At 56.2% G+C, this 23,501-nt stretch carries 28 protein-coding genes and 1 tRNA gene; 13 read left to right on the plus strand and 16 right to left on the minus strand.

What is annotated here, in order from left to right; all coding sequences use genetic code 11:
• The first annotated feature begins 33 nt into the window (after positions 1 to 33).
• The 5 genes from ACOZ42_RS09775 (at position 34) to ACOZ42_RS09795 (ending at position 3,368) form a co-directional block, all read left to right on the plus strand.
• The gene (locus ACOZ42_RS09775; protein WP_407927747.1) at positions 34 to 1,620 is read left to right on the plus strand and encodes a monovalent cation/H+ antiporter subunit D; all 1,587 of its coding nucleotides are present in this window, start codon (positions 34 to 36) and stop codon (positions 1,618 to 1,620) included.
• Positions 1,620 to 2,105: a Na+/H+ antiporter subunit E gene (locus ACOZ42_RS09780; protein ID WP_003799469.1), complete on the plus strand. Its 486-nt coding sequence runs from the start codon at positions 1,620 to 1,622 to the stop codon at positions 2,103 to 2,105. The genes ACOZ42_RS09775 and ACOZ42_RS09780 overlap by 1 nt, the downstream gene beginning before the upstream one ends.
• A complete protein-coding gene (locus ACOZ42_RS09785; protein WP_003799468.1) occupies positions 2,102 to 2,383 on the plus strand; it encodes a K+/H+ antiporter subunit F in 282 nt (93 codons plus the stop codon). Before ACOZ42_RS09780 ends, ACOZ42_RS09785 begins: the two co-directional genes overlap by 4 nt.
• Entirely contained in the window at positions 2,380 to 2,808 is a 429-nt protein-coding gene (gene mnhG, locus ACOZ42_RS09790; RefSeq protein ID WP_003799467.1) for a monovalent cation/H(+) antiporter subunit G, read from the plus strand. Before ACOZ42_RS09785 ends, mnhG begins: the two co-directional genes overlap by 4 nt.
• A 182-nt stretch (positions 2,809 to 2,990) precedes the next feature.
• A complete protein-coding gene (locus tag ACOZ42_RS09795; protein ID WP_219234895.1) occupies positions 2,991 to 3,368 on the plus strand; it encodes a hypothetical protein in 378 nt (125 codons plus the stop codon).
• 93 nt (positions 3,369 to 3,461) lie between these two features.
• Here the strand turns inward: ACOZ42_RS09795 and ACOZ42_RS09800 are convergent, their stop codons facing one another.
• The 10 genes from ACOZ42_RS09800 to ACOZ42_RS09845 all read right to left on the minus strand — a co-directional run bounded on the left by ACOZ42_RS09800 (position 3,462) and on the right by ACOZ42_RS09845 (position 13,642).
• Positions 3,462 to 5,348 (minus strand): potassium transporter Kup, encoded by a 1,887-nt coding sequence (locus ACOZ42_RS09800; protein ID WP_051010389.1) that lies wholly within the window; start codon positions 5,346 to 5,348, stop codon positions 3,462 to 3,464.
• A 3-nt stretch (positions 5,349 to 5,351) separates the two neighbouring features.
• Positions 5,352 to 6,491, minus strand: coding sequence for a sensor histidine kinase (locus ACOZ42_RS09805; protein ID WP_003799464.1), 1,140 nt, complete (start codon positions 6,489 to 6,491; stop codon positions 5,352 to 5,354).
• Positions 6,492 to 6,530: 39 nt separating this feature from the next.
• A complete protein-coding gene (locus ACOZ42_RS09810) occupies positions 6,531 to 7,211 on the minus strand; it encodes a response regulator transcription factor (protein ID WP_426345083.1) in 681 nt (226 codons plus the stop codon).
• Positions 7,212 to 7,300: 89 nt separating this feature from the next.
• A complete protein-coding gene (locus ACOZ42_RS09815) occupies positions 7,301 to 7,801 on the minus strand; it encodes an ExbD/TolR family protein (protein ID WP_003799462.1) in 501 nt (166 codons plus the stop codon).
• A 2-nt stretch (positions 7,802 to 7,803) separates the two neighbouring features.
• A complete protein-coding gene (locus ACOZ42_RS09820; RefSeq protein ID WP_059317537.1) occupies positions 7,804 to 8,661 on the minus strand; it encodes a MotA/TolQ/ExbB proton channel family protein in 858 nt (285 codons plus the stop codon).
• Positions 8,662 to 8,670: 9 nt separating this feature from the next.
• Positions 8,671 to 9,432, minus strand: coding sequence for an energy transducer TonB (locus ACOZ42_RS09825; protein WP_426345847.1), 762 nt, complete (start codon positions 9,430 to 9,432; stop codon positions 8,671 to 8,673).
• A 250-nt stretch (positions 9,433 to 9,682) separates the two neighbouring features.
• Positions 9,683 to 10,780, minus strand: coding sequence for a sulfate/molybdate ABC transporter ATP-binding protein (locus ACOZ42_RS09830; RefSeq protein ID WP_426345084.1), 1,098 nt, complete (start codon positions 10,778 to 10,780; stop codon positions 9,683 to 9,685).
• An 18-nt stretch (positions 10,781 to 10,798) separates the two neighbouring features.
• Positions 10,799 to 11,686, minus strand: coding sequence for a sulfate ABC transporter permease subunit CysW (cysW, locus tag ACOZ42_RS09835; protein ID WP_426345085.1), 888 nt, complete (start codon positions 11,684 to 11,686; stop codon positions 10,799 to 10,801).
• Positions 11,683 to 12,597 carry a sulfate ABC transporter permease subunit CysT gene (gene cysT / locus ACOZ42_RS09840; RefSeq protein WP_003799457.1) on the minus strand — a complete coding sequence of 305 codons (915 nt, stop codon included), beginning with the start codon at positions 12,595 to 12,597 and terminating at the stop codon, positions 11,683 to 11,685. Before cysT ends, cysW begins: the two co-directional genes overlap by 4 nt.
• Positions 12,598 to 12,622: 25 nt before the next feature.
• On the minus strand, positions 12,623 to 13,642 hold the full coding sequence (locus ACOZ42_RS09845) for a sulfate ABC transporter substrate-binding protein (RefSeq protein WP_003799456.1): 1,020 nt from the start codon (positions 13,640 to 13,642) through the stop codon (positions 12,623 to 12,625).
• 487 nt (positions 13,643 to 14,129) lie between these two features.
• Here ACOZ42_RS09845 and ACOZ42_RS09850 point away from each other — a divergent pair, with 487 nt between their 5' ends.
• Entirely contained in the window at positions 14,130 to 14,543 is a 414-nt protein-coding gene (locus ACOZ42_RS09850) for a BON domain-containing protein (protein ID WP_003799454.1), read from the plus strand.
• A 140-nt stretch (positions 14,544 to 14,683) separates the two neighbouring features.
• Here ACOZ42_RS09850 and ACOZ42_RS09855 read toward each other — a convergent pair whose 3' ends face one another.
• From ACOZ42_RS09855 to ACOZ42_RS09870, 4 genes are all read right to left on the minus strand, one after another.
• On the minus strand, positions 14,684 to 14,893 hold the full coding sequence (locus ACOZ42_RS09855) for a cold-shock protein (RefSeq protein WP_003799452.1): 210 nt from the start codon (positions 14,891 to 14,893) through the stop codon (positions 14,684 to 14,686).
• Positions 14,894 to 15,320: 427 nt separating this feature from the next.
• Positions 15,321 to 15,396 (minus strand) — tRNA-Val (locus tag ACOZ42_RS09860).
• Between the two features lie 91 nt (positions 15,397 to 15,487).
• On the minus strand, positions 15,488 to 15,760 hold the full coding sequence (locus ACOZ42_RS09865) for an HU family DNA-binding protein (RefSeq protein ID WP_003799450.1): 273 nt from the start codon (positions 15,758 to 15,760) through the stop codon (positions 15,488 to 15,490).
• Positions 15,761 to 16,101: 341 nt separating this feature from the next.
• Positions 16,102 to 16,287, minus strand: a complete 186-nt coding sequence (locus tag ACOZ42_RS09870; protein ID WP_219234902.1) for a hypothetical protein — start codon at positions 16,285 to 16,287, stop codon at positions 16,102 to 16,104.
• A gap of 44 nt (positions 16,288 to 16,331) precedes the next feature.
• Between ACOZ42_RS09870 and cobA the strand changes: the two genes are divergently transcribed.
• The 7 genes from cobA to nirJ are packed head-to-tail and all read left to right on the plus strand — an operon-like array spanning position 16,332 to position 21,737.
• Entirely contained in the window at positions 16,332 to 17,114 is a 783-nt protein-coding gene (gene cobA, locus ACOZ42_RS09875) for a uroporphyrinogen-III C-methyltransferase (protein WP_003799445.1), read from the plus strand.
• Positions 17,111 to 17,488: a c-type cytochrome gene (locus ACOZ42_RS09880; RefSeq protein ID WP_272942514.1), complete on the plus strand. Its 378-nt coding sequence runs from the start codon at positions 17,111 to 17,113 to the stop codon at positions 17,486 to 17,488. Before cobA ends, ACOZ42_RS09880 begins: the two co-directional genes overlap by 4 nt.
• Complete coding sequence (locus ACOZ42_RS09885) at positions 17,485 to 18,648, plus strand: cytochrome D1 domain-containing protein (protein ID WP_336579352.1); 1,164 nt, start codon at positions 17,485 to 17,487, stop codon at positions 18,646 to 18,648. The genes ACOZ42_RS09880 and ACOZ42_RS09885 overlap by 4 nt, the downstream gene beginning before the upstream one ends.
• Complete coding sequence (locus tag ACOZ42_RS09890; RefSeq protein ID WP_240208616.1) at positions 18,638 to 19,624, plus strand: Lrp/AsnC family transcriptional regulator; 987 nt, start codon at positions 18,638 to 18,640, stop codon at positions 19,622 to 19,624. Before ACOZ42_RS09885 ends, ACOZ42_RS09890 begins: the two co-directional genes overlap by 11 nt.
• On the plus strand, positions 19,617 to 20,102 hold the full coding sequence (locus tag ACOZ42_RS09895) for an Lrp/AsnC family transcriptional regulator (protein ID WP_003799440.1): 486 nt from the start codon (positions 19,617 to 19,619) through the stop codon (positions 20,100 to 20,102). Before ACOZ42_RS09890 ends, ACOZ42_RS09895 begins: the two co-directional genes overlap by 8 nt.
• A gap of 1 nt (position 20,103) precedes the next feature.
• A complete protein-coding gene (locus ACOZ42_RS09900) occupies positions 20,104 to 20,601 on the plus strand; it encodes an Lrp/AsnC family transcriptional regulator (RefSeq protein ID WP_301605836.1) in 498 nt (165 codons plus the stop codon).
• A 2-nt stretch (positions 20,602 to 20,603) separates the two neighbouring features.
• On the plus strand, positions 20,604 to 21,737 hold the full coding sequence (gene nirJ, locus ACOZ42_RS09905; RefSeq protein WP_039942901.1) for a heme d1 biosynthesis radical SAM protein NirJ: 1,134 nt from the start codon (positions 20,604 to 20,606) through the stop codon (positions 21,735 to 21,737).
• Between the two features lie 382 nt (positions 21,738 to 22,119).
• Here the strand turns inward: nirJ and ACOZ42_RS09910 are convergent, their stop codons facing one another.
• Together ACOZ42_RS09910 and ACOZ42_RS09915 are read right to left on the minus strand one after the other, a co-directional pair.
• A complete protein-coding gene (locus ACOZ42_RS09910; RefSeq protein ID WP_426345086.1) occupies positions 22,120 to 23,100 on the minus strand; it encodes an NAD(P)-dependent oxidoreductase in 981 nt (326 codons plus the stop codon).
• 48 nt (positions 23,101 to 23,148) lie between these two features.
• Entirely contained in the window at positions 23,149 to 23,493 is a 345-nt protein-coding gene (locus ACOZ42_RS09915) for a c-type cytochrome (protein ID WP_003799432.1), read from the minus strand.
• Positions 23,494 to 23,501 lie beyond the last annotated feature (8 nt).

Consider the following 23,501-nt stretch of genomic DNA (forward strand, 5'->3'; position numbering starts at 1 on the left):
CAACACCTGCCCGTATTGCCCGTCGCCATCCCCATGATGGCCGCGGCCCTGATGGTGATGCTGCGCGACAAGCGCCGTCACTACAAACTGCTGATCGCCTTTGCCTCCTTGCTGGCCCAGTTGTTGTGTGCCGTCTATCTGCTCTTGCTGGCCGATGGGACGCTGGCACCCATTTGGCCGCAATCGGTCGGGGTGTACCTGCTCGGTGACTGGCCCGCCCCCTTCGGGATTGTGCTGGTCGTAGACCGGCTGGCAGCCTTTTTGCTGGTGCTCACCAATGTACTGGCGTTTTGCTGCTGGTTCTATTCGCTGGCACGTTGGGATCGCGTAGGGGTCCATTTCCATTCTTTGTTCCAGCTACTGCTGATGGGGCTGAACGGTGCCTTCCTGACGGGGGATCTGTTTAACCTGTTTGTGTTCTTCGAGGTGTTGCTGGCGGCATCGTATGGGCTGATGTTGCACGGATCAGGCGCGGCGCGTGTCAGTGCCGGCCTGCACTACATCGCCGTCAATCTGATTTCCTCGTTCCTGCTACTGATCGCCATTGCGCTGGTGTATGGCGTCACGGGCACCTTGAACATGGCAGACCTGGCCTTGCGCGCCGGCTCCATGCCGGATTCGGACCGCCTGGTATTTGAGGCAGCCCTGGCCATCCTGGGCATTGCCTTCCTGATCAAGGCGGCCGCCTGGCCTCTGAACCTGTGGTTACCCAACGCCTATGGCAATGCCTGCGCACCGGTCGCCGCCATGTTTGCCATCATGACCAAGGTAGGCATATACGCCTTGCTGCGTATCGGCTCCTTGCTCCTGCCCACGGGTGCTCCTGCGGCCTTCGGCGTAGCATGGATGTTCCCTGCCGGAATTGCCACCCTGGCGTTTGGGGCTATCGGTGTCATAGCGGCCCAACAACCCGAACGCCTGGCCAGCTATTGCATCATCGTGTCCTCGGGCACCTTGCTGGCGGCACTGGGCATGCCCGGCGTGATTCTGACAGGTCCCGCCCTGTACTACATGCTCAGCAGCGTGCTGGCGCTGGGCGCGTTTTTCCTGTTGCTGGAACTGGTCAGCCGCACCAAACCCTTTGGCGCCGATCTACTGGCTGTCAGCCAGGAAGTCTTTGATCTGGATGACCCTGAATCCGAAGACCATAGCGATGATGTGGTCGGCGTCGCCATCCCCGGCGTGATGGTTTTTCTAGGCATGTCCTTTATTGCCTGCGCCTTGCTGATTGTCGGCCTGCCTCCCCTGTCCGGTTTTGTAGCCAAGCTGTCCTTGCTGACGGCCGCACTCAAGGCTTCGGGCCAATCACCGGAACCCCTGAACGCCTGGATTCTGACCGCCGCGGTCCTGATTTCAGGAGTGGCCGGTTTGATCGCCATGGTGCGGGTGGGCATTCGTCTGTTCTGGAGCAATAGCTCACTGACCATCCCTCGTCTGAAATTGATCGAGGCAGCGCCAATTGCCAGCATTATTGTCGCCTGCGGGATTCTGAGCTGGTATGCCGGCCCCATCACCACGTACCTGGAACAGACTGCTCAGCAACTGGATGAACCACGTATTTATATTGGTTCAGTCCTGCGACAAAACCCTGTGCGCTCCGTTCAGGCGGAGGGACTGTGATGAGACGCTATACCAAACACCTGTTCCTGCCCTTGCTGTTGCTGGGCCTGTGGCTGCTGCTGAACGACTCGCTATCGCCAGGCTATCTGGTGCTGGGCCTGTTTCTGGCTACTGCCCTGAGTCTGGCAGCCATCCCGTTCCGGCCCGTCAAGGCCAGCATCCGTCACCCATTTCTGGCCTTAAAGCTGATTGGACAAGTTGCCTGGGACATCGTGCTGTCCAATATCGCCGTGGGCAAACTGGTCCTTAAAGGCAGCAAGGCGCCGCGTCCCGGTTTTCTGGCCATCCCCCTGCGATTGACCGATCCGCATGCTCTGGCTGCTCTGGCCTGCATCATTACCTACACGCCTGGCACGGTCTGGTCAGGGTTTGATGAGAAGACCCGCATCCTGACCTTGCACATTCTGGACCTTCAGGACGAGCAGGTATGGTTAGACACGATTCAGAAGCGCTATGAAACCCCGCTGCTGGAGATTTTCCAATGATCGATATTGTTTACTGGGCCTGTCAGTTTGCCCTGGGCTGCTTTGTTCTGGGCATGTGTTGTGCCGTCATCCGTCTGCTCAAAGGCCCATCCGCCGCTGACCGCGTACTGGCACTGGACACCATGTACATCAACGGCATGCTGGCCTTGCTGGCCCTGGGAATCCGCTTTGATTCAACCCTGTACTTTGACATTGCCTTGCTGATTGCCCTGTTTGGCTTTGTAGGCTCCGCCGCGATGGCGAAGTTTTTGCTGCGCGCCGAGGTCATCGAACCATGACAGACACATTGTTGCCCTGGTGGCTTGCCATTCCAGTCGCCCTCTTACTGGTGCTAAGCGGCATTGTGGCCTTGATCGGCTCGGCGGGCCTGCTGCGTTTCAAGCATGTGTACTCGCGTATTCACGCCCCAACAATGGGAAATACGCTAGGAACATTTTTCATGGTACTGGCTGTGGCGATCAGCGCGAGCCATTTGATGAGCCGTCCTATTTTGCATCCACTCATCATCAGCGTGCTCCTGATCATTACCTCCCCGGTCACCGCCATTTTTTTGATGCGTGCCGCCATCAAACGTGAATATCGTCAACGTCTGGCCGAATACGGGCCCGATGAGCCCGGCTATCTGGACATGCCGCACAAAGCCCCCCTGCCCGCAGACCTCCTTCCGCCACAACCTGAGCCCCAGGAGCAAACCCGCCAGTAAGGAGTTGGAAAAGTTTTATTACCCTCACTTGCAACTGCTCCACTTATACTGATAGGTGTTTACTGCGTGTCAGGGATTGCCCTATACGCAGCTGCTTTTGGGGCTTTGCGGCCTGCTCATACCTACTCGTGACAGCGCTCGCCAAGCCGGTGATTCCCTTAGCAAGTAAAGGAGTGAGATTGATGAGTCTACATACACGCCCATCCCGAATCCTGAGTGCAGGCTTGCTCAGTCTAGGTTTACTGTCCTCTGCTGCCTGGGCTCAAACCCCGACCAAAGACTATCGCCACGACATCCAGCGCTGCGAGCAATTTACCGGTGAGCAGCGGACCACCTGCCGTCGTGAAGCTGGTGCTGCCTTGCAGGCCGAGCGTCAGCATAAGCTGGACAAACAGGATCACAATCTGGAGGCCAATCGTCAGGCACGGTGCCATCGTCTGCCCGCTGATCGGCAGCAAGACTGCCTGAAAGCCATGCGCGGTCAGGACACCACTGTACGCGGCAGCGTGGAAGGTGGCGGTATCCTGCGCGAGACCACAACGGTGGTGCCCGCTCAATAAACCTTCGCGGACACACTTTTGCCTGCGCAGGCTGGCTGTTAAAAAGAATGGGCCTTACCAGGCCCATTCTTCGTTTTGAACGATACTCTCGGTTTACAACTCGACCTGCATGCCCATCTCCACCACTCGATTGGGTGGAATCTTGAAAAAGCGCGTGCTGCGGCTGGCATTGCGAGCCATGAACGCAAACAAGCGTCGACGCCATCCCAGATACCAAGGCTGTCGCGATTGGATCATCACGGTCTGACGGGACAAGAAGTAAGACGTTTGCATAGGTTCCAGATTGAGCTCTGGATGCTCCAGGGTAATCTGCTCGAGCAACTGAGGTACATTAGGCTCTTGCTTAAAGCCCCATGAGGCAACAGCCTGCCAGCTTCCCCGGCTCAGACGTTGCAGCGTATAGCGCTCACCAAAGGGCACATAGGGTACGCCCGCACTGCTCACCGTCAAAAACAGGACTTGCTCATGAAGCACTTTATTATGTTTCAGATTATGCAATAAGGCTGGGGGAACCGAATCTGGGATGGTGCTCATAAACACTGCTGTGCCCGGTACACGGGTTGGAGCATATTCCTCCAGGTTGAGCAAAAACTCCTTCAAAGGTTGTTTGTTTTCCAGCAAACGCTCGTGCAACGCAGCGCGCCCCTGCCTCCATGTCAACATCAAGCCAAGCAGAACCGCCCCCACCAGCAAGGGCAGCCACCCCCCTTCCAGCAATTTAAGCGCATTGGCCGAGAACAACAGCACGTCCAGTACCAGGAAAATACCCAAAAGCCCCAGCCAGGCCCAGCGCTTGAGTCCGTGGGCGCGACGCGGCAACAGCATCAAGGCCAGCAAACTGGTCATCAGCATGGTGCCCGTTACCGCAAAACCGTAAGCATGAGCCAGACGGTCCGAGGAACCAAAGCTCAGCACCAGCACCATCACCGCCACGCATAACAGCAAATTCACCCGAGGCAGGTAAATCTGTCCCTCTTCTTTGGCCGAAGTATGTTGAATGACCATACGAGGCCAGAAACCAAGCTGCACTGCCTGCCGGGTTACGGAAAACGCCCCCGAAATCACGGACTGAGAAGCGATCACGGTTGCGACCGTTGCCAGCATCACCATGGGTACCAGCGCCCAGTTCGGTGCCAGATAAAAGAAAGGATTACGAATCGCGGTCGGGTCGGATATCAGCAAGGCGCCCTGGCCGAAATAGCACAAAACCAGACAAGGCATCACCACCAGGAACCAGGCTTTACGAATCAAAGGACGACCAAAATGGCCCATGTCGGCATACAAGGCCTCCGCTCCGGTCAAAGCCAGAACCAAAGCGCCAAGCAGTAGAAACGTTTGCCAGGGCGCCTGGGCAATAAAAGCCACCGCCCAACGCGGGTCCAAGGCCATCAGCACTTGCGGATGTTCGATCACACGCCACAAGCCCAAGCCACCCAGAACCAGAAACCAGATCAGCATGATGGGGCCAAACAACTTGCCCATGGTTCCCGTTCCATGCGACTGGATCAGGAACAGTGCCAGCAAAACCCCCAGGGCCAGTGGCACCACCCAGGGGTCAAGCACATGCGAGACCATGCCAATGCCTTCCAATGCAGACATCACGGAAATGGCCGGCGTGATGATGCTGTCCCCATAGAACAAAGCGGCGCCAATCAGCCCCAAAACCACAATGAGCTGGCGCTTGGGCCCATGAATACCACGGGCAGCCAACTCCATCAAAGCCAGGGTGCCGCCTTCGCCTTTATTATCCAGTCGCAGCACCACCGTCACGTACTTGATGGAAACCACCACGGTCAGCAGCCAGAACAGCAAGGACAGCACGCCATACACCTGCTCGGCACCAGGCTGACTGTAGGCACTCAAGGCCACTTTCATGGTGTAGAGCGGGCTGGTCCCGATATCCCCATATACCACGCCTAACGCGCCCACTAACAAGGCCGCCCGAGCCGCTTTTCTGGGGTTTTCTGTTGCTGTGTTCAAGGCTTAATTTCCAATCAAAGTATCGTGCCGGGTCAGACGCGCACCAATACGCGGGCCAGGAAAAACAATGGTAATACGGGTACCGGGAAAATCAGGGCGGCTCATCAAACTCCACCAGGCCCCATGCGCACGGGCAATTTCCTGCACAATGGCCAAGCCCAGACCGGAGCCTCCGGCCTGCGTGCCGGGTGAACGGTAAAAGGCTTCAAAGACACGTTGTTGCTCGCTGGCCTCAATACCCGGACCATGGTCCTCGACGGACAAGGACGGCGGGTTGCTGGCCACGCGCAGAACAATGCGGTCCGTTCCTTGACCATAGCGCAACGCATTATCCATCAGGTTGGACAGCAGCTCGCGCAGCAGTACGGGAGCCGCGTCAATCCAAACCGGCTTTTCAGGCGCCAGCAAATGGATCTCTGCACCATGCTGACGGGCCTGCAAAAACCAGTCACCGCCCTCCTCACGCGTCCACTCACACAGATCCAGGCGCACAAAACTGTCTTTGATATTGGTATCGGCATCCGTGCGGGCCAGCACCAGCAACTGCTGACCGAGGCGAATCATACGATCCGACACACTTTTGATGCGCTCGGCGCGCTGGCGAATATCGTCCGGTAAGGGCTTGGCCAACATCAGCTCCGATTCCAGCTGCAAACCGGTCAGGGGAGTACGCAACTGATGCGCAGCATGACCAATAAAGCGCTTTTGCGCCTGCAGGGTATCACGCTGACGCTCCAGCAACTCGTTAAAGTGCTCCACCAAGGGCACGATTTCCGCCGGCAAGGCGCTCGCATCCAGGCGTTCAAAATCATCATCGGCCCGATTGCGTATTTGTTGTGACAAATCATCAATCGAGGCAAGCTGAGAGCGAATACCGGATAACAGCACCCAGGCGATCAAACTGACCAGCAAGACCTGGCTCAAGGCCATGGTCCAGAAAATATCGCGCAGCAGCCAATCCTCCAGGCTCATACGACGTGTCAGCACCCAGGTAACGCTCAGATCCAGTACAACAAGAATGGAAATCGGAGGAAAAAGCCGGCCCATCAATTTGCGGGCCAAAGAGCCGGGAGCAAGAAAGCGTTCCAGCCATGATCGCAACAAGGAGGTTTTTTCCGCTGAAGAAAGATGCTGATCGGGCATGGTTGACCTAAAGTGTCTGGCAGCGGGCACGGGCTGCCGTTATGCTCCGGCCACGCTCTCCACATCGAGCAGATAGCCAAAGCCGCGCACAGTCTGTATCACTGCCCCGGTGCCTTCCAGGCGTTTGCGCAGACGATACACATAAACTTCGACCGCATTGTCGCTGAAATCGGCATCCCAAGCAGACAAGGAATTAATAATCTGCTGCTTGGTGACCACACGACCGGCCCGCATCATCAGCATTTCCAGGACGGACAGCTCACGCACCGACAGGTTCACGCGTTGCCCCGCGCAGCGCAGCTCGCGGCCAATCGTATCAAAACTCAAGGGCCCGACATCAATAACAGGCTGCACCTGCCCGCTGCGGCGGCGGCCAAAGACACGTACCCGGGCAGCCAGCTCGGACAGATCAAAGGGCTTGATCAGGTAATCATCCGCACCGGCATCCAAACCGCCCACGCGATTATCCACGCCGTCGCGCGCGGTCAGAATCAGAACGGGTATCGCATTGCCCTGCTGGCGCAACTGCCGCAATACCTCCAGGCCACTGATGCCTGGCAGGTTCAAGTCCAGGAGCAGCAAATCGTAGACTTGGGCGGACAGCTCCTTCAAGGCGCTTTCACCTTCCTGAAGCCAGTCAACCGCATAGCCCTGATCGCTGAGAAACTCCTGCAGTGCGGCGCCCAGTATGGCGTCGTCTTCAATAACTAGTACACGCATTGTGGGGATTTTATTACGAAACTGGCCCCTCGCGTCGCGGATGCAAAGCGAGGGGCCAGAAAAAACAACATGAGGGATTACGCGCAGCGTTACGGAGCCGGTGCCGGCTTGCCCGTGGTCTCGCCCGTTGATGGACCTTTCTGTGCGTCACCCTCTTGTACAGGAGCCTGGGTCGTTGGGCCTGGACGGGTGATGAATCCCAATCGGGTCAGGCCAGAAGCCTTGGAGCGGCTCATGACCTGGGCCAGTGTTTCATAGCGAGTATCGGTATCGGCACGGATACGCAGTTCCGGCTGCGGCTGCTCCTTGGAATAGGGAGCCAAAGTAGCCGCCAAATCTTCCAGGGCCACCAGTTGCTCATTGACAAAAATCTGCCCTGCCGCATCAATAGCCAGATCAATCGTCTTGGGATCTTGCTGAATCGGCTCGGAGCTTGCCTGGGGCAACTGTATCTTGATGGAGTGCGACAGCAAAGGAGCGGTGATCAGAAAGATCACCAGCAGCACCAGCATCACATCGATCAGCGGCACCATATTGATTTCAGACAACGCAGAGCCCGAATTACGATTATCAAAGCTGCCAAAGGCCATGATTAATGCTCCCGCTTGGCAGCGGCTGCCGAGCTCGATGCTGCACCGCCACCCGAACTGGGGACACGGCGCAGAACAGGTTGCGTATCCTGCACCGGCTGACCGGTCGTCAGGAAGGTAAACAGATCATGCGCAAAAGCGTCCAGCTGGGACAAGTAAACGCGGTTGGTGCGCACAAACGCGTTATAGGCCAGCACGGCAGGAATGGCTACGGCCAGACCCAGGCCAGTCATCACCAATGCCTCGCCCACAGGGCCAGCAATCTTGTTCAAGGTGACGCCATCGGACAGACCGATATTGATGAGCGCGTGGTACACCCCCCACACCGTGCCAAACAGGCCTACGAACGGAGCGGTGGAACCGACCGAAGCCAACAATGTCAGGCCGTTTTCGAGTTTGGCGGTTTCCTCGTCCATCACCTTGCGCATGATGCGCGACACAAACGCACCCGTTGAACCTTTCTCCTCCAGCCGCATCGCCCCGTACTTGACGTGATGCTTTTGAGCGTGAATGGCGTGACTGGCCAGATGGCTGAACGGATCACGTGCACCGTGGGTAGCGATCTCGTTTTCAACCTGCTCAAGCGAGCTGGCCGACCAGAACTCGCGCATGAAACTTTGCGAGCGGCGTTTCAGACGGAAAGACAAGATGCCCTTGACGATAATCAGATACCAGCTGGCAATCGACATCAAGGCCAGAATCACAAACAGGGTCTTGCCGACCACATCGCTTTGCTGGATAAAGTGCAGCACCCCGGTCGCTTCCTCAGCAGCAGCAACACTGGCGGCAGCCTGATCGGCAACAGGCCCTGCAACTTGTGCCAGGCTTACCCATACGCTTTGAAATAGTTCCTGCATCATTGATCTATCCTAGTAAACAAAGTCGAAAGGAATATCGGCCATGGCACGATAGGCCACACCATTTTCCGTATACGGTTTAAAACGCGCTGTGCGTACAGCCTTCAGTGCAGACTCATCCAGACGCTCATAGCCTGAGGAGCTTTGCACCTTGGCTTCCAGCACGGTTCCTTGGGTTGAAATCACGACACGCACCACTACGCGGCCCTGCTCGCGACGGCGTTCCGAAGCCCGCGGGTACACGGGCACGGGTCGACGACCCAAATAATCCACACGGCCAATCAGTTTGGGACGATCGCCCTGTGCAGAACGTGCCGCGGCTTGAGCCGCATTATCCGTGGCCGGTCCAGCCTGGGCAGCGGGTGCTGCCGGTTGGGCAGGCTGTGGCGTTTCTGCTGGCGGTACTTCCGGTTTGGGCTGCGGCTTGGGCTTGGGCTTTGGCTTGGGTTTCGGTTTAGGCTTGGGAGGCTCTGGCACCGGCGGTTTTTCCACAATCGGCTCTGGCTCTGGCTCGGGCTCCACGATTGGTTCAGGCTCAGGATCGGGCTCCACCTCAGGTTCTGGCTCAGGTTCGGCCACCACCTGTTCGGGCGGAGCACTGACCTGCTCTTGCTGGACCGGCGCTTCCGTTACCTCCAACAAGGTCACTCCCACCACATCAATCGGAGCAGGTTCACCCACCATCTTGGGGCTTTCCGTCCACAAGATGGTAGCCAGAACCCCCACGTGCAATCCCAGTGCTAATGCCAGCCCGGTTGCCTTCAAGGCCAGCATCGAGCGATTATTCGTTTGAGAAGCAATTCCGGTCATAATCCGTTCTACACATTCTGCAACCCGCATGGACCATGAGGGGACCGGACAGGATGCCCAGTGAAGTATCGAATCTTAACAGAAACAGGAATGATTCTCAATACTGGAAAATAGGAAAATATCCTGTGTTCAGCCTGCTTTGCAAGAAATTTTCCTGATACTAACGCAAACAGGCCGACTTACGGTCAGCCTGTTACGCCTCGTTTGCGAAAGATTAAGACGGACGGACGTCGGACGGGGTTTCCAAAGGAAAAGCACTGAATTTGCGCGGCAAGGCCAAGGCGCGCTCGCCGGGTGACAAGTCCAGCTGAGACCAGCGCTGATGATCGAACTCCGCCTCCCAGGCCCGTTCTCCTTCGTTCAGAGCCAGCTCCACCCGCACCGTTGCCCCCAAGGGAATAATACGCTGCACCGCCACCACAATACCTTGGCCATCCAGTTTGCGCTGCAGGTCCAGATCATGCGGACGCACATAGCCCACCGCTTCGCCCTGCCCGGCGCCCTGCCCGTTCAAGGCCTGGCTGGACTCGAACTGACCCAGTTGAGGATCAGCCACAAACCGTCCCTGCCGGAACTGACCAGGCAGGCGATTTGCCGCCCCCAGAAACTCGTATACAAAGGGGCTGGCCGGATGGTTATACACCTCTTGCGGAGCGCCCTCTTGTTCGACCCGCCCTTTGTTCAGCACCACGATACGGTCAGCCACTTCGATGGCCTCCTCCTGGTCGTGAGTCACAAACAAGGTGCTGATATGCAAGTCATCATGCAAACGACGCAGCCAGGAACGTAACTCTTTACGCACCTTGGCATCCAGAGCGCCAAATGGCTCATCAAGCAACAAGACTCCAGGCTCTACAGCCAAAGCGCGCGCCAAGGCGATACGCTGTCGCTGACCACCCGACAAAGCGGCAGGATAACGATCTGCCAGCCAGTCCAGCTGCACCAGCTCCAGTAGCTCGTGCACACGCTGACGAATCTGTGCTTCGGGCAGGCGCTGTTTGCGGGGTTTGATGCGCAAACCAAAGGCCACGTTCTCAAATACGGTCATGTGGCGGAACAAGGCGTAATGTTGAAACACAAAACCGACTTGACGATCGCGGGTGCCAACCGAAGCCACATCCTTGCCATTGATGAGCACCTGACCCGCATCCGCATGTTCCAGACCTGACACAATCCGCAGCAACGTCGTCTTGCCGCAACCCGAAGGCCCCAGCAAAGCCACCAGCTCGCCCGCTGGAAAATCCAATGTCACATCACCCAGTGCCGTAAACGCACCAAACTGTTTAGATAGATGACGAACTTCGATACTCATAATGAACTCCGAATGCGGTCATCCACGATGACCGTCTTGAACCATTTTGCGCTCGGCCCACAATTTAAGCGCCAGCGTCAGCAAAGCCAAAACTGCCAGCACCGAAGCGGCGGCAAAAGCGCCCACGGTGTGATAGTCGTTGTACTCAATCTCTACATGCAAAGGCAGGGTATTGGTCTGGCCACGTATATGACCAGACAATACCGACACTGCCCCGAACTCGCCCATTGCACGGGCATTGCACAAAATCATCCCATACAGCAGACCCCATTTGATCTTGGGCAAGGTCACGCGCCAGAACATCTGTCGCCCGTTGGCTCCCAACACCCGCGCGGCCTGCTCTTCGTCGCTACCCTGCATTTGCATGAGCGGGATCAGCTCGCGCGCCACAAACGGGAAGGTAACAAACAGGGTTGCCAGAACCAGCCCCGGCAAGGCGAACACAATACGGATGTTATTGGCATCGAGCCAGTCCCAAAACGGGCCCTGACGACCAAAAATCAATAGGAACATCAAACCCGCGATCACTGGCGAGACCGAAAAGGGCAGGTCAATCAAGGTGGTCAACAGGCTTTTACCACGAAACTCAAAACGGGCAATAGCCCAGGAAGCCGCCAAACCAAATGCGATATTCAAGGGGACGGCGATAACAGCCACGAGCACGGTCAAACTGGCCGCATGCAAGGTATCGCTCTGACTCAGTGCCGACAGATACGGCAAGACACCCCGGCTGAACGCTGTCATGAATACCAGGATTAAGGGCAGCAGCAAAAACAGAACAAAAAACAGCAAGGCAAGGCCGATCAGTACCGCCTTGACGACCGGCCCCTCATCCTGCGCTGCCCGCAGGCGTGCCCTTGGCACCGACACCACAGGTACAGCGGGTTCCATCGCCAGGCTGCTCATCGGGCGCCCTCCAAGGCAAAAGGCGCAGCCACCCTGGCCGCTTTGCCACGCGCCTGCCCAGAATGACGGGCTTGCAAATACCACTGCAAACGATTGATTGCCAGCAAGATAATGAATGACAAGACCATCATCAGAACCGCCAGCGCCGAGGCGCCAGCGTAATCAAACTGTTCCAGCTTGATCACGATGAGTAAAGGCGTAATTTCAGAGACCATCGGCACATTCCCGGCTATGAAAATAACCGAGCCGTACTCCCCTACTGCGCGGGCAAACGCCAGGGCCACACCGGTCAGGCAGGCCGGCAAAATGGCGGGCAGAATCACTTTACTGACCGTCTGAAAGCGATCGGCTCCCAAACAAGCACTGACCTCCTCCTGCTCTTGCTCCAATTCCTCCAGAACTGGCTGAACGGTGCGCACTACAAACGGCAGGCCAATAAACACCAGGGCGATCAATACCCCCCAGGGAGTGAACGCAATTTGCCCGACATAGGGTTGCGCCCATGCCCCGATCCAGCCGGTAGGTGCATAAATCGCCGCCAGAGAAATCCCAGCCACCGACGTCGGCAATGCAAAGGGCAAGTCAATCAAGGCATCCACAAGACGGCGACCTGGGAAACGATATCGAACCAGCACCCAGGCCAGAATCAAACCAAATACGCCGTTGATCACAGCGGCCAAGGCCGCCATGCCAAAAGTCAACTTCAACGAGGCCAGGACACGCGCGGCGCTGATGGTCTCCCAAAAGGCCGACCAGCCCATAGAGGTGGTCTTGAGCAAAACAGCCGACAACGGTATGAGCACAATCAGACTTAAATAGCTGATGGACAAACCCATGGTCAAGCCAAAGCCTGGCAAAGCCCGCTGCTTGCGGCCAGCGGGCAGAAATCCCCAAAGACGAGCCTGTGACATCGAACGGTCCTCAGTAAGAGTGGGGTTATTTGCTCAAATAGATGCTGTCGAACACACCACCGTCCGCAAAGTGTTTGGCCTGAACCTGAGTCCAGCCGCCCAGCTCATCATCGACCTTGTACAGCTTCAACGCTGGAAACTGATCGCGGTACTTGGCGGCCACCGACTCCAGTCGAGGACGGTAAAAATGACGTGCAGCGATTTCCTGACCTTCCGGGCTATACAAATACTCCAGATAGGCTTGGGCCACTTTTTCCGTACCATGCTTGGCGGCATTGGCATCGACCAGCGCCACAGGCGGCTCAGCCAGGATGCTGCTGGAGGGCACCACAATATCAAAACGATCGGGCCCCAGATCCTTGACGGACAACAGCGCCTCGTTCTCCCAGGCAATCAATACATCACCGATACCCCGCTCGACGAAGGTCGTGGTCGAGCCACGCGCGCCGGAGTCCAGCACGCTGACATTACGGTACAGCTTGGCCACAAAATCACGCGCCTGCTCTTCATCCCCATTGGCTTGCTTTAAGGCATACAGCCAGGCAGCCAGGTAATTCCAGCGCGCGCCCGCCGAGGTTTTAGGATTGGGCGTCACCACTTTGACGTCCGGGCGAATCAAGTCGTTCCAGTCGTGAATGCCTTTAGGATTGCCCTTGCGCACCAGCAAGACAATCGTAGAGGTATAAGGGGTGCTGTTGTCCGGCAAACGCGCCTGCCAGCCTTTGTCCAGCAAACCAGACTGCGCGATCTGATCGATATCGGAAGAGATCCCCAGTGTCACCACATCCGCAGGCACCCCGTCAATCACGGTACGCGCCTGCTTGCTGGAGCCGCCATGAGAGCTGCGTATGACCACCTGCTCACCCGTTTGTGACTTGTAGTGGGCCTGGAAAGCCTTGTTGAACTCAGCGTAGAGCTCACGTGTCGGGTCGTACGAGACATTCAGAATACTGACTTCGGCTGCCACCGCACTTGCCGCCGCCAGCACCAGTGCCAGCAAGGCTCCTGCCCGCACGCCTTTCCACTTCTGTTGAAACCGCTTCATTCCCCATCCCCCCTGACACCATGTCCAAGCAATGAGAACGAGTCTAGCAAGGGTGTTTCACACCGCTAAATACCGATTCTTTGGTTAGATATAGCGGGCAGATAGAGGGGCCAAGAAGACTGCACTGACAAGGGAAAGAGCCGGCCGTAGACAAGGCGGATGCGCAACTCTTTCTGTACTTCGAGCCACTGCTCATACCAGGTCTTCGCTTCGTTACGTTTTGAACCGTAAAGAAATGGTTGGCCCGCCGGACTATGAAAAAATCCAGACGTGGTGGCGTCCTACGTCGATTACACAAGCGTCGCCCACAACATATCGAGCCCGTCTGTCTCGCCGGGCAGCCGAACCCAAATGGCCGCCCCGATCGTTGAGCACGATAGTTAGATACAAACGCCCTATCCCATCGCATCCAAGCAGGTCCCTCTGTTCTGACGTGCGCCCCCTGTTTAACGGTGCACTCTGAAAGCTAACCAAAAAAGGTGAAAAAATGAACTCCAGAACTCTTTCTAACTTGCTACTTGCTTCTACGCTCAGCTTAGGATTTAGCACGGTCGTCATCGCGGACAGCAAACCCTCTCACCCGGATCTTTCCGCAACAACCGGGCATGCAAGCAAAGACCCCAAAACACCAGGGGAAGCAAATGCCAAAGAGGTGAGCACCCACCGCGCTGGGGCGGGGGACAAACACGGTGACGCCGAAATCAGTCAAAAAATTAAAGCGGCACTCCATGCCGATCATGCACTCAAAGACAAAAACATTGCTGTTGAGATGAACGACGGAGTTGCAACACTAAGCGGAACCGTCTCCAACGACAGCGAGTACAAGAAAGCAGTTGCAGTGGCTGAAAAAACCGAAGGCGTAAAACAGGTGAAGGCCACCGGACTGAGCGTCAACAAATAAGAGAACCGCTCGACCCGTCCCAAGGAGCCAGGACCGAAGATCTGAGCGTCAAGCACCCAATAAAAAAACCGGACCCCATGCTTCATGGGGTCCGGTCTTATCGATCAACGCTACACTAGCCTGACAAGGCTAGCAGGAGATCAGATGATTTGGATCTGGGTAGCGCAAGGGCCTTTTTGGCCTACGCCTGCAACGAAGGAAACGCGTTGGTTTTCTTCAAGAGATTTAAACCCAGAGCCCTGAATTTCACTGTGGTGTGCGAAGAGGTCTTTACCGCCACTCTCCGGCATGATGAAGCCGAAGCCTTTTTCGTTATTGAACCACTTCACGATACCAATTTCTGTTTTCAATGTATGTCCTAAATAATCAGGGTAAAAATGTCCCTGGACACACTATGGCCGAGATTCACAAATATAGATAGCACCGTTACAAAGTAAATAGCCAGACGGCCCAGACACTGATCGCAAATGCGCACGGATGACCGGAAGCGGACCGTAAAGCGCAACTCTGTGCTGGTTGCCACCACCCATGACCCCGTCTTACTGCCTGTTCCCTGTACCAAGCCGCTAAGGCTCGATCAAACCTGAAAGGCGAACCTAGGAGTACGTTTACGAACGCTTACAGCCACTTTACCGCCTGTTGGCAGCATCTGAAGGCCTTTTTCCCGGTCTGGTCTGCCTGTTCAATCAAGAGCGAACGCACGTATAAGGCCAATAAAACAGGCACAAAAAAAGCACTTAGTTTTACCTAAGTGCTTGATTCGACTAGCAAAAGAAATGGTGGGTGCTGAGGGGTTCGAACCCCCGACCTACGCCTTGTAAGGGCGCCGCTCTACCAGCTGAGCTAAGCACCCATTTCTGTGATGCCGTTCTTCTTGTGAAGAAAAAGAATTATAGGACCAAAGAATTTTTTTTGCAAGCCTTTTGCGCCAATTAATTTATAAATTAATTCACAGCGTCTTTCAGAGCCTTACCGGGACGGAACTTGGGCACGTTGGCGCCTTCGATCTCGATAGTTTCACCGGTACGTGGGTTACGACCCGAACGGGCAGCGCGTTCCGACACAGCAAAGGTGCCAAAACCAACCAGAGTAACCGTATCTTTTTCTTTCAGCGTGGTGGTCACGGCATCGATAAACGCATCCAGTGCACGACCAGCGTCAGCTTTGGACAGATCGGCTTTGGTGGAAATGAATTCGATAAGCTCGGTTTTATTCATTGAGAAAATACCCCTGAAAATTATTTTACGGGCCCCCAGCGGGAACCAGTTTGTGGCGGTCAGACTTAATAGTGACAAACGACCGGACATCTAAGCGCCCTGTCTGTCATGGCTACCGGGCGCACAAGTGCCCCGGTTGGCTACCGCGTATTAAGCCTTCGTTTAATACCCGTGTCAAGCAAAAAAACCTCTGTAACCCGCATCATTGCTCACTGTTGATACAAGTTGCAGGACTTTCCCTATTTTGCTGCGAGAAACTTAACAGCCTGCCGCAAATATGTTATTTGGGCATCGCCCGGCACAAAATTAGCGGGCTGATACTTGCGTTTTTGAATAATCTTTCAAGCACTTGCACGCCTATCTGCGTCCCCCTGCTCGGTGCGCATCGACCAAGCTCGCCTGACGGCATCGTCCTTGCTCATCAGCAGCATCGCAATGGTGGTCAGAAAGGTCACTTTCCGCACCCATTCCCTGAGCATGAACCATACCCATGCCAGGTCCTGCACGCCTCCTACAATTTTCTGCATTGTTCCCCTGTATTTCATATTTAGCGACAGCAAGGAGCGCAGCGATGCACGGCAAGGTTTATCTGGTTGGAGCGGGTCCGGGTGACCCTGAACTTCTCACAGTGCGGGCTTTATACCTGCTGCAACAGGCCGATGCCGTCGTCCACGACCGTCTGGTCAGCCGCGCGATCATGAGCTGCGTCAACCCGGAAGCCAGTTTGCACGATGTTGGAAAAGTGGCAGCCTGCAGAGCCGGTATGCAAGACGACATCAATGCCTTGCTTTTGTCGCTGAGCAAAACACACCAGCATGTCGTTCGCCTCAAAGGTGGCGATCCCTTCGTCTTTGGGCGAGGTGGCGAGGAGCAGCTTTATCTGCATCAGCATGGTGTTCAGGTAGAGGTTGTGCCGGGTATTACGGCTGCCATCGGCGCGGCTGCCTCCCTGGGTATTCCCCTGACCCATCGCGGTCTGGCCAGCAGCATGCGTGTGGTCACCGGTCACCTGCGTGATAACCGGGGTCTGGAACTGGACTGGGCGTCCTTGTCCGACCCCTCCTGTACGCTGGTGTTCTACATGGCCATGGCTAATTGCGGCCATATCGCCCAGGCCTTGATTCAGCATGGACGCGACGCGGACACTCCTATCGCCCTGGCTCAGGATGCCACGCTTAAAAATCAGCGCTGGGGTTTAGGCACATTGCAAACCTTGCCGCAACTGGCAGAGACATTCAGTCCACCTGCCCTGCTGATCATCGGAGACGTTGTGCGTTTGCATCCCGATTACCCCCGGCCCCGAGCACCCGCTCAGGACACAAGGCACGTTGAGCCATTCGGAGCATTGACGTGAGCGCCAGGCATTGCTGCCGGCGCCCTGATATCGCCCGCTTCCTGATAAAGCTATGGCCGGCTGCGTTGTTCGTATTTCTTTTGCCAAAGCAGCTCGCCGCCCATGAGCCGCCCCTCAGCCCGGAACGTCAAGCATCACTCCGTAGCTTGCTGCATCAGGAATGTGGTTCGTGCCATGGTCTGAAGCTCAACGGCGGGCTGGGCCCAGCCTTGACGAGTGACGCCCTGCAAGGCCAAAGCGCGGCGCAGATCGCGCTGACGATCATGCACGGCCGTCCAGGGACGGCCATGCCCGGCTGGAATCGCTTTCTCCACCCCTCGGAAAGCCTGTGGCTGGCCGATTTTCTGCTTCGAACCCCGGACAAGAAACCATGAAAGCTTTGATAACGCTTGGCCTGCTGCTTGTGCTAAGCGGCTGCTCGACCCCACCACTACGAGGCACTCACGATCTGGGACTGGTTGTCGAGCGCGCCACTGGCAGCGTCGTCGTGATTGAAACCAGCCAGCAAAGCCGTCTGGCGCGCATCGAAGGTCTGGGCGATCTGTCCCATGCTCACATCACCTATTCCCGCGACGGGCGCTACGGCTATGTGTTTGGTCGTGATGGCGGCCTGAGCAAGGTTGATCTGCTTGGGCAAGTTCTGGTGCGACGCATCATTCAGTCTGGCAATGCCATCGGTGGCGCCATCTCGCAAGACGGCAGACTGATTGTGGTACAGAACTACGAGCCAGGCGGCATCCGGGTTTTCGATGCCGATACCCTCACTTTGCTCAGCGAGGTCCCCTCTACCTACGCCCCCGGCAAGCGCGCCAAAGTGGTGGGTCTGGCAGATTTGCCCAATCAGCAGTTCGTCTACTCTCTGTTCGAGGCAGGCGAGATCTGGTTGACCGACCTGTCCAATCCCCTCAGGCCTATCACCCGTCGCTTTCCGGCCGGCCGCCAGCCCTACGATGCCATGGTGACCCCAGACGGACGGTACTACATTGCCGGGCTGTTTGGCGAAGACGCCTTGGCGTTGCTGGACTTATGGAACCCTGAACAAGGTGTCCGAAAGATCCTGGCTGGCTATGGTCGGGGCGAATCGGCCTTGCCGGTATACAAGATGCCGCATCTGCGTGGCTGGGCACTGGCAGGCCAGAATGTATTCCTGCCTGCCATAGGGCGCCACGAGGTGCTGGTTGCCAGTACCTTGGACTGGCAAGAAAAGGCCAGCATTCCGGTCCTGGGCCAGGCCGTATTTGTGATGGCCCAGCCTGATGGTCGCCAGGTTTGGGTGAACTTCGCCTTTCCAGACAACGACAAGGTGCAGGTCATTGACGTCGCGACATCCAGCGTGATCCGGACCCTGGAAGTGGGCAAGGCTGTGCTGCATATGGAGTTTACGCCTCGAGGCGAGGCGGTTTGGATCTCGGCACGCGATGACAACCGGGTCAACGTATACGACACCCGCAGTTTCAAACACCTGAGCAGCCTGAGTATTCATCAGCCCAGTGGCGTGTTTTTTACGCATCGGAGCAGTCGCATTGGTTTCTGAACTCTCCCCTTCCGCTTTCCAACTACTCAATGCCTGGCAACACGGTTTCCCCCTGGAGCCACGTCCTTTTCGCAAACTGGGACTGCTACTGGGCCTGAGCGAACCAGCAGTGATGGACTACCTCCGAGGCTGGCGCGACCAAGGCATCATCAGCCGCATTGGACCGGTTCTGAACCCCGCCTGCATAAGCAGCACGTTGGTCGGCATGCAAGTTCCAGACCGAGAGCTGGATGGCGTGGCAAACTGGATCAGCACGCTACCGGCCGTCAACCATAATTACGAACGGGAGCACGCCATCAATCTCTGGTTTGTGCTGACCTGTTCAGATGAAGCAGAACGGCGCGCAACGCTCGATCACATCGCGTGCCACACGGGCTTACGGCCCCTGTCTCTGCCCATGCTCAAGGCCTATCACATTGATCTGGGTTTCAGCCTGCTTCATCACACCAAAGTAAACAACCCTATAGCGCCCGGCAGCGGTCTGCCTGCCTTGGGCAGCGTTGAACGCAAGCTGCTTGAATGCGCATTAAAAGGCGTGGAGATTCAGGCCGAACCGTTCAAACCCTGGGCTCAGTACGCGCAAATAAGCGAGGCGCAAGTACTGCTGCATCTACGCCACTTTCTGGCGCAAGGGATTTTCAGGCGGTTTGGTGTGGTTCTACACCATCGCAAGCTGGGCTATCAGGCCAATGCCATGTGCGTCTGGACAGTAGACACGCAGCATATCGACGCCGTGGGCGAAAAACTGGCCAAGCAAAGCGGCATCACGTTGTGCTATCGGCGCCAGCCCTTTCCACCCTATTGGAATCACAATCTGTTTTGCATGATTCACGGTAAAGAACGTGGGCAGGTGCTGAGCCAACATGCACAGTTGAACGACGATTTGGGCTTGAGCCTGTTGCCCCAGGAAGTTCTGTTCTCCAAACGTTGCTTCAAACAACGGGGCGCATTGCTTAACCAGCCTCATCATGACTAATACGAATCTCCCCTTACGCCACACACCGGTCGAATTGGACGCTGCCGATCGACCTATCCTGAATCGCTTGCAGGAGGGATTCCCCATCTGCTCCCGTCCTTTTGCGCAACTGGCTCCTGATTTTGGTTTGAAGGAGTCCGAACTAATCGCACGCGTGCAGCACTTACACCGATCCGGCGTCCTGACCCGCTTTGGCCCTCTCTTTCAGATCGAAGCCCTGGGAGGGGCTTATTGCCTGGCCGCAATGGCCGTGCCGGAAAAGCGCTGGGAAAGCACCGTCAAAGCGGTGAACCGCCACCCGGAGGTAGCGCATAACTACCGTCGCACTCACGCCTTGAATATGTGGTTCGTGCTTGCCGCCGCCAGCATGCTGGAGATCGAGTCCTGCCTGAGGATCATCGAGGTGGAAACAGGCTTGCCGGTTTTCGCATTCCCGAAAGAGCGGGAATACCTTCTTAGCCTGAAACTGGAGCTTTGACATGCGGCGCTTAACTCAGCCTTACATCGCTTTGATTCATGCGTCTGAACAAGGCTTGGCGATAGAACCCCAACCTTATCTAAAACTAGCCCAAGAGCTGCGGGTGTCCGAAACCTATGTCATGACACAGTTTCAAAACATGCTGGACCACGGCTTGATCCGGCGTATTGCAGCCGTCCCCAATCACTATGCCTTGGGCTATGTAGCCAATGGAATGTGCGTCTGGAACATTGCAGACGACAAACTGGACACGGTAGGCACATGGCTGGCTACACAAGCGGGCATCAGCCACTGCTACCGTCGACCCCGACGCCTACCCGAGTGGCCCTATAACCTGTTTGCCATGTTGCATGGCAAAGACCATGACACGGTGCGCGCCCAGGCACTACACATCAGTACACAAATCAGGCAGGACTTTCCGGGAGTTTTGAACGATCACGATATTTTATTTTCCACGGCCATTCTTAAGAAAACTGGCTTGCGTCTGCGGAGGCCTTAAGCATGTTTCGCCTATCCCGTTTTGTTGCTGCGTTGCACTCCCCGGTTCCCCCTATGCGTAAAAGCAAGGCCCCGGTGGTCATCTGGAATCTGATCCGGCGTTGCAATCTGCATTGCAGCCATTGTTACTCAGCCTCGACCAACAAGCATTTTCCTGGGGAGTTGAGCCATGAACAGGCGTGCCGGGTCATGGATGATTTGCATCAGTTCGGCGTACGCGCATTAATTCTATCGGGTGGCGAACCCTTGCTACGACCCGATATTTATGACCTGGCCCAACGAGCAAAAGCCTTGGGTATGTACGTTGGACTGTCATCCAATGGCACGTTGATCACAGAGCAGACTATTGATCGGATAGCCGACTGCGGCTTTGACTATGTGGGTATCTCGCTGGATGGCTTGCAAGCCAGACATGACAACATTCGGGGCGAGAAAGGAGCCTACGCGGCATCGTTGCAAGGTTTGCGTCTATGTCGTGAAAAGCATCTGAAAGTCGGCCTGCGCTTTACATTAACCCAAGAAAACGCACTTGATTTGAATGGTCTGCTACAGGTGATGGAACAAGAGCAGATTGACCGTTTTTATCTCTCTCATTTGAACTACGCGGGCAGGGGTCTGGGCAACCGCTCCCTGGCCAGTCACCACGCGCTCACCCGATGGGCAATGGAACAACTGTTCACCACCTGCCTGACCTATCAGCAAGCTGGCACCCCCAAGGAATTTACCTCGGGCAATAACGATGCTGATGGTGTTTTCTTTTTACATTGGGTACGACGGCACTACCCCGAACATACGCAGAAAATTATCGACATGTTGCGGCAATGGGGAGGCAATTCCTCTGGCCAGGGCATCGCCAATATCGATAACCGCGGCAATGTGCATCCCGACACCATGTGGTGGCACTATAGTTTGGGCAATGTACTGCAACGCCCTTTCTCAGAGATTTGGTCAGACCAGCAGGAACCCCTGCTAAGGGGACTACGCCAGAAGCCACGGCAGGTACAAGGGCGCTGCGCGAGCTGCGCGTATCTCGACATCTGTAATGGCAATACCCGCACCCGCGCAGAAAAGAGCACCGGCAATGTATGGGCTGAAGATCCGGGCTGCTATCTGAATGACCAGGAAATCACTCGCTAAGGTCGCCCCTCTTTATTGCGCAAGGTTGGGCACTGCCGACGAAGCAGCGCCCACCCACACCCACGCTCCCATTCACATTCAAATTCACACTCACAACAGATCCTGAGCAAGATTTATAAGGACATCCCCGCTAGATCTGCACGCCAACTTCTACAAAGACACAATGGCAGCTGCTTGAATAAAACATCGACAAATGCTGCATCGGCCCCAGCAATCAATAATGCAGGTACCAGCCTGTGCGTTTTGTATGGTGAGCCATTACCAATGGCAGGTCAGTCAAAGCCCAGAACGCAGACACGAATAAACACACATCGTGCCTGAGTCAAGTAGCTGAACATAATGCAGCATCTGCCCCCAACCGCAGCCGTAATACGCAGATTGTTTAAGCCAGTTCGCCCTGCACGCCATGGTGACGCAACAGATCAAGCAAAGGCTGCACAGGCCACGATGCTTTCCAGGTGATCACAATACGCTCTCCGGGTGACCAGGAACGGCACAGCGGCGCCCAGAAATCCCGATTCAACAAGGTTTCCTGCAAAACCACGCCCCCCTGATCCAAAGGCATCAGGCGCGCATCGCGACGGGCCTTTTCGAGAATTGCGGGCAAGATAAGCGGCAAATATAAAACCCAGTCCGCCTGGTTCAATTTGCGCAACGCACGAAGGGTTAACAAATCCACTGCGTCCAAATCTGCAATCGGCAGTATGGTGACCACAATAGTCTGAGGAGGCACCTCCTCCTTTAATGCCGTCTCAAAAGCCGTCTGTGCCTGCTCAGGCTTACCCTGGGCAAACAGATCGGGAATAGGACTATCCAGAACAGAATCAAAAAACTGACGGCGCGTATGGGGCTCGGGAAAAGCCTGTTTGATCTCTGCTCGACGGCGAGCCAGCAGCCCCGCCAGTTGCCCTAGCGATTCGGGAAGCTCGCTTTCTATCCATTCACGGACCCGTCGAGCCAGAACAGGAGCCGAGCCGGCAAACGAAATCGCAATCATCAAGGGCGAGCGGTCCACCATGGCCGGCACCTGCACAGTCGAAAGCTCACCGTCATCGACCACATTGCAGGGCAAATGCAAGGCTTCGGCTGCCTGCGCCACGCTACGGTTTATCTCGCGCCGACCGGTGGCTGCGATGACCAGCCAGGCATGACGAATATGATCCGCCACAAAAGAGCTGAACAGACTGGTCAAGGCACCAGCTTGGGCGCTGGCCCGTAACCATGGGGTTTGCTCGGGCGCTACAACGGTAACTCGTGCCCCAGCACGCAGCAAAAGACGAACCTTGCGCTCGGCGACCGTCCCCCCACCGACCACGACGACGACCTTGCCAGTCAGATTGAAGAACAAGGGAAACACATTCATGGCATCACATCCTTCAGGCGTCAGTGAACACTGACGCCCGGTTCATTGCTACTTCAGACTGGCAAAGTAAGCAGCCAGCTCATTGACCATTTCAGGGCTTAAGGGCTCAGCCATCGGACTCATGATGGGGTCATTGCGCTCTCGCGTTTTGAACTGCTGCAACTGTTTGACCAGATATTCCTCTTTTTGCCCAGCCAGGTTGGGATACAAGCCCACTGTACTGATTCCCTCTAGCCCATGACATGATGCACACAGGGGCAGCATGGCAGAGGCCTGAGCCGACAATTGTGACTGCCCATGTGAACCTTGCAATCCGGCCGGCTCGTCCGCCGCCCTGGCTGCATTGACTGCCATCAGTCCAGCCAGGGCCAGACCCATCAAAAGCTGTTTCATGATGTTCC

Origin of the sequence: Alcaligenes sp. HNGD-HTN06, from assembly GCF_049932565.1 — a bacterium.
GTDB classification, from domain to species: Bacteria; Pseudomonadota; Gammaproteobacteria; order Burkholderiales; family Burkholderiaceae_B; genus Alcaligenes; species Alcaligenes ammonioxydans.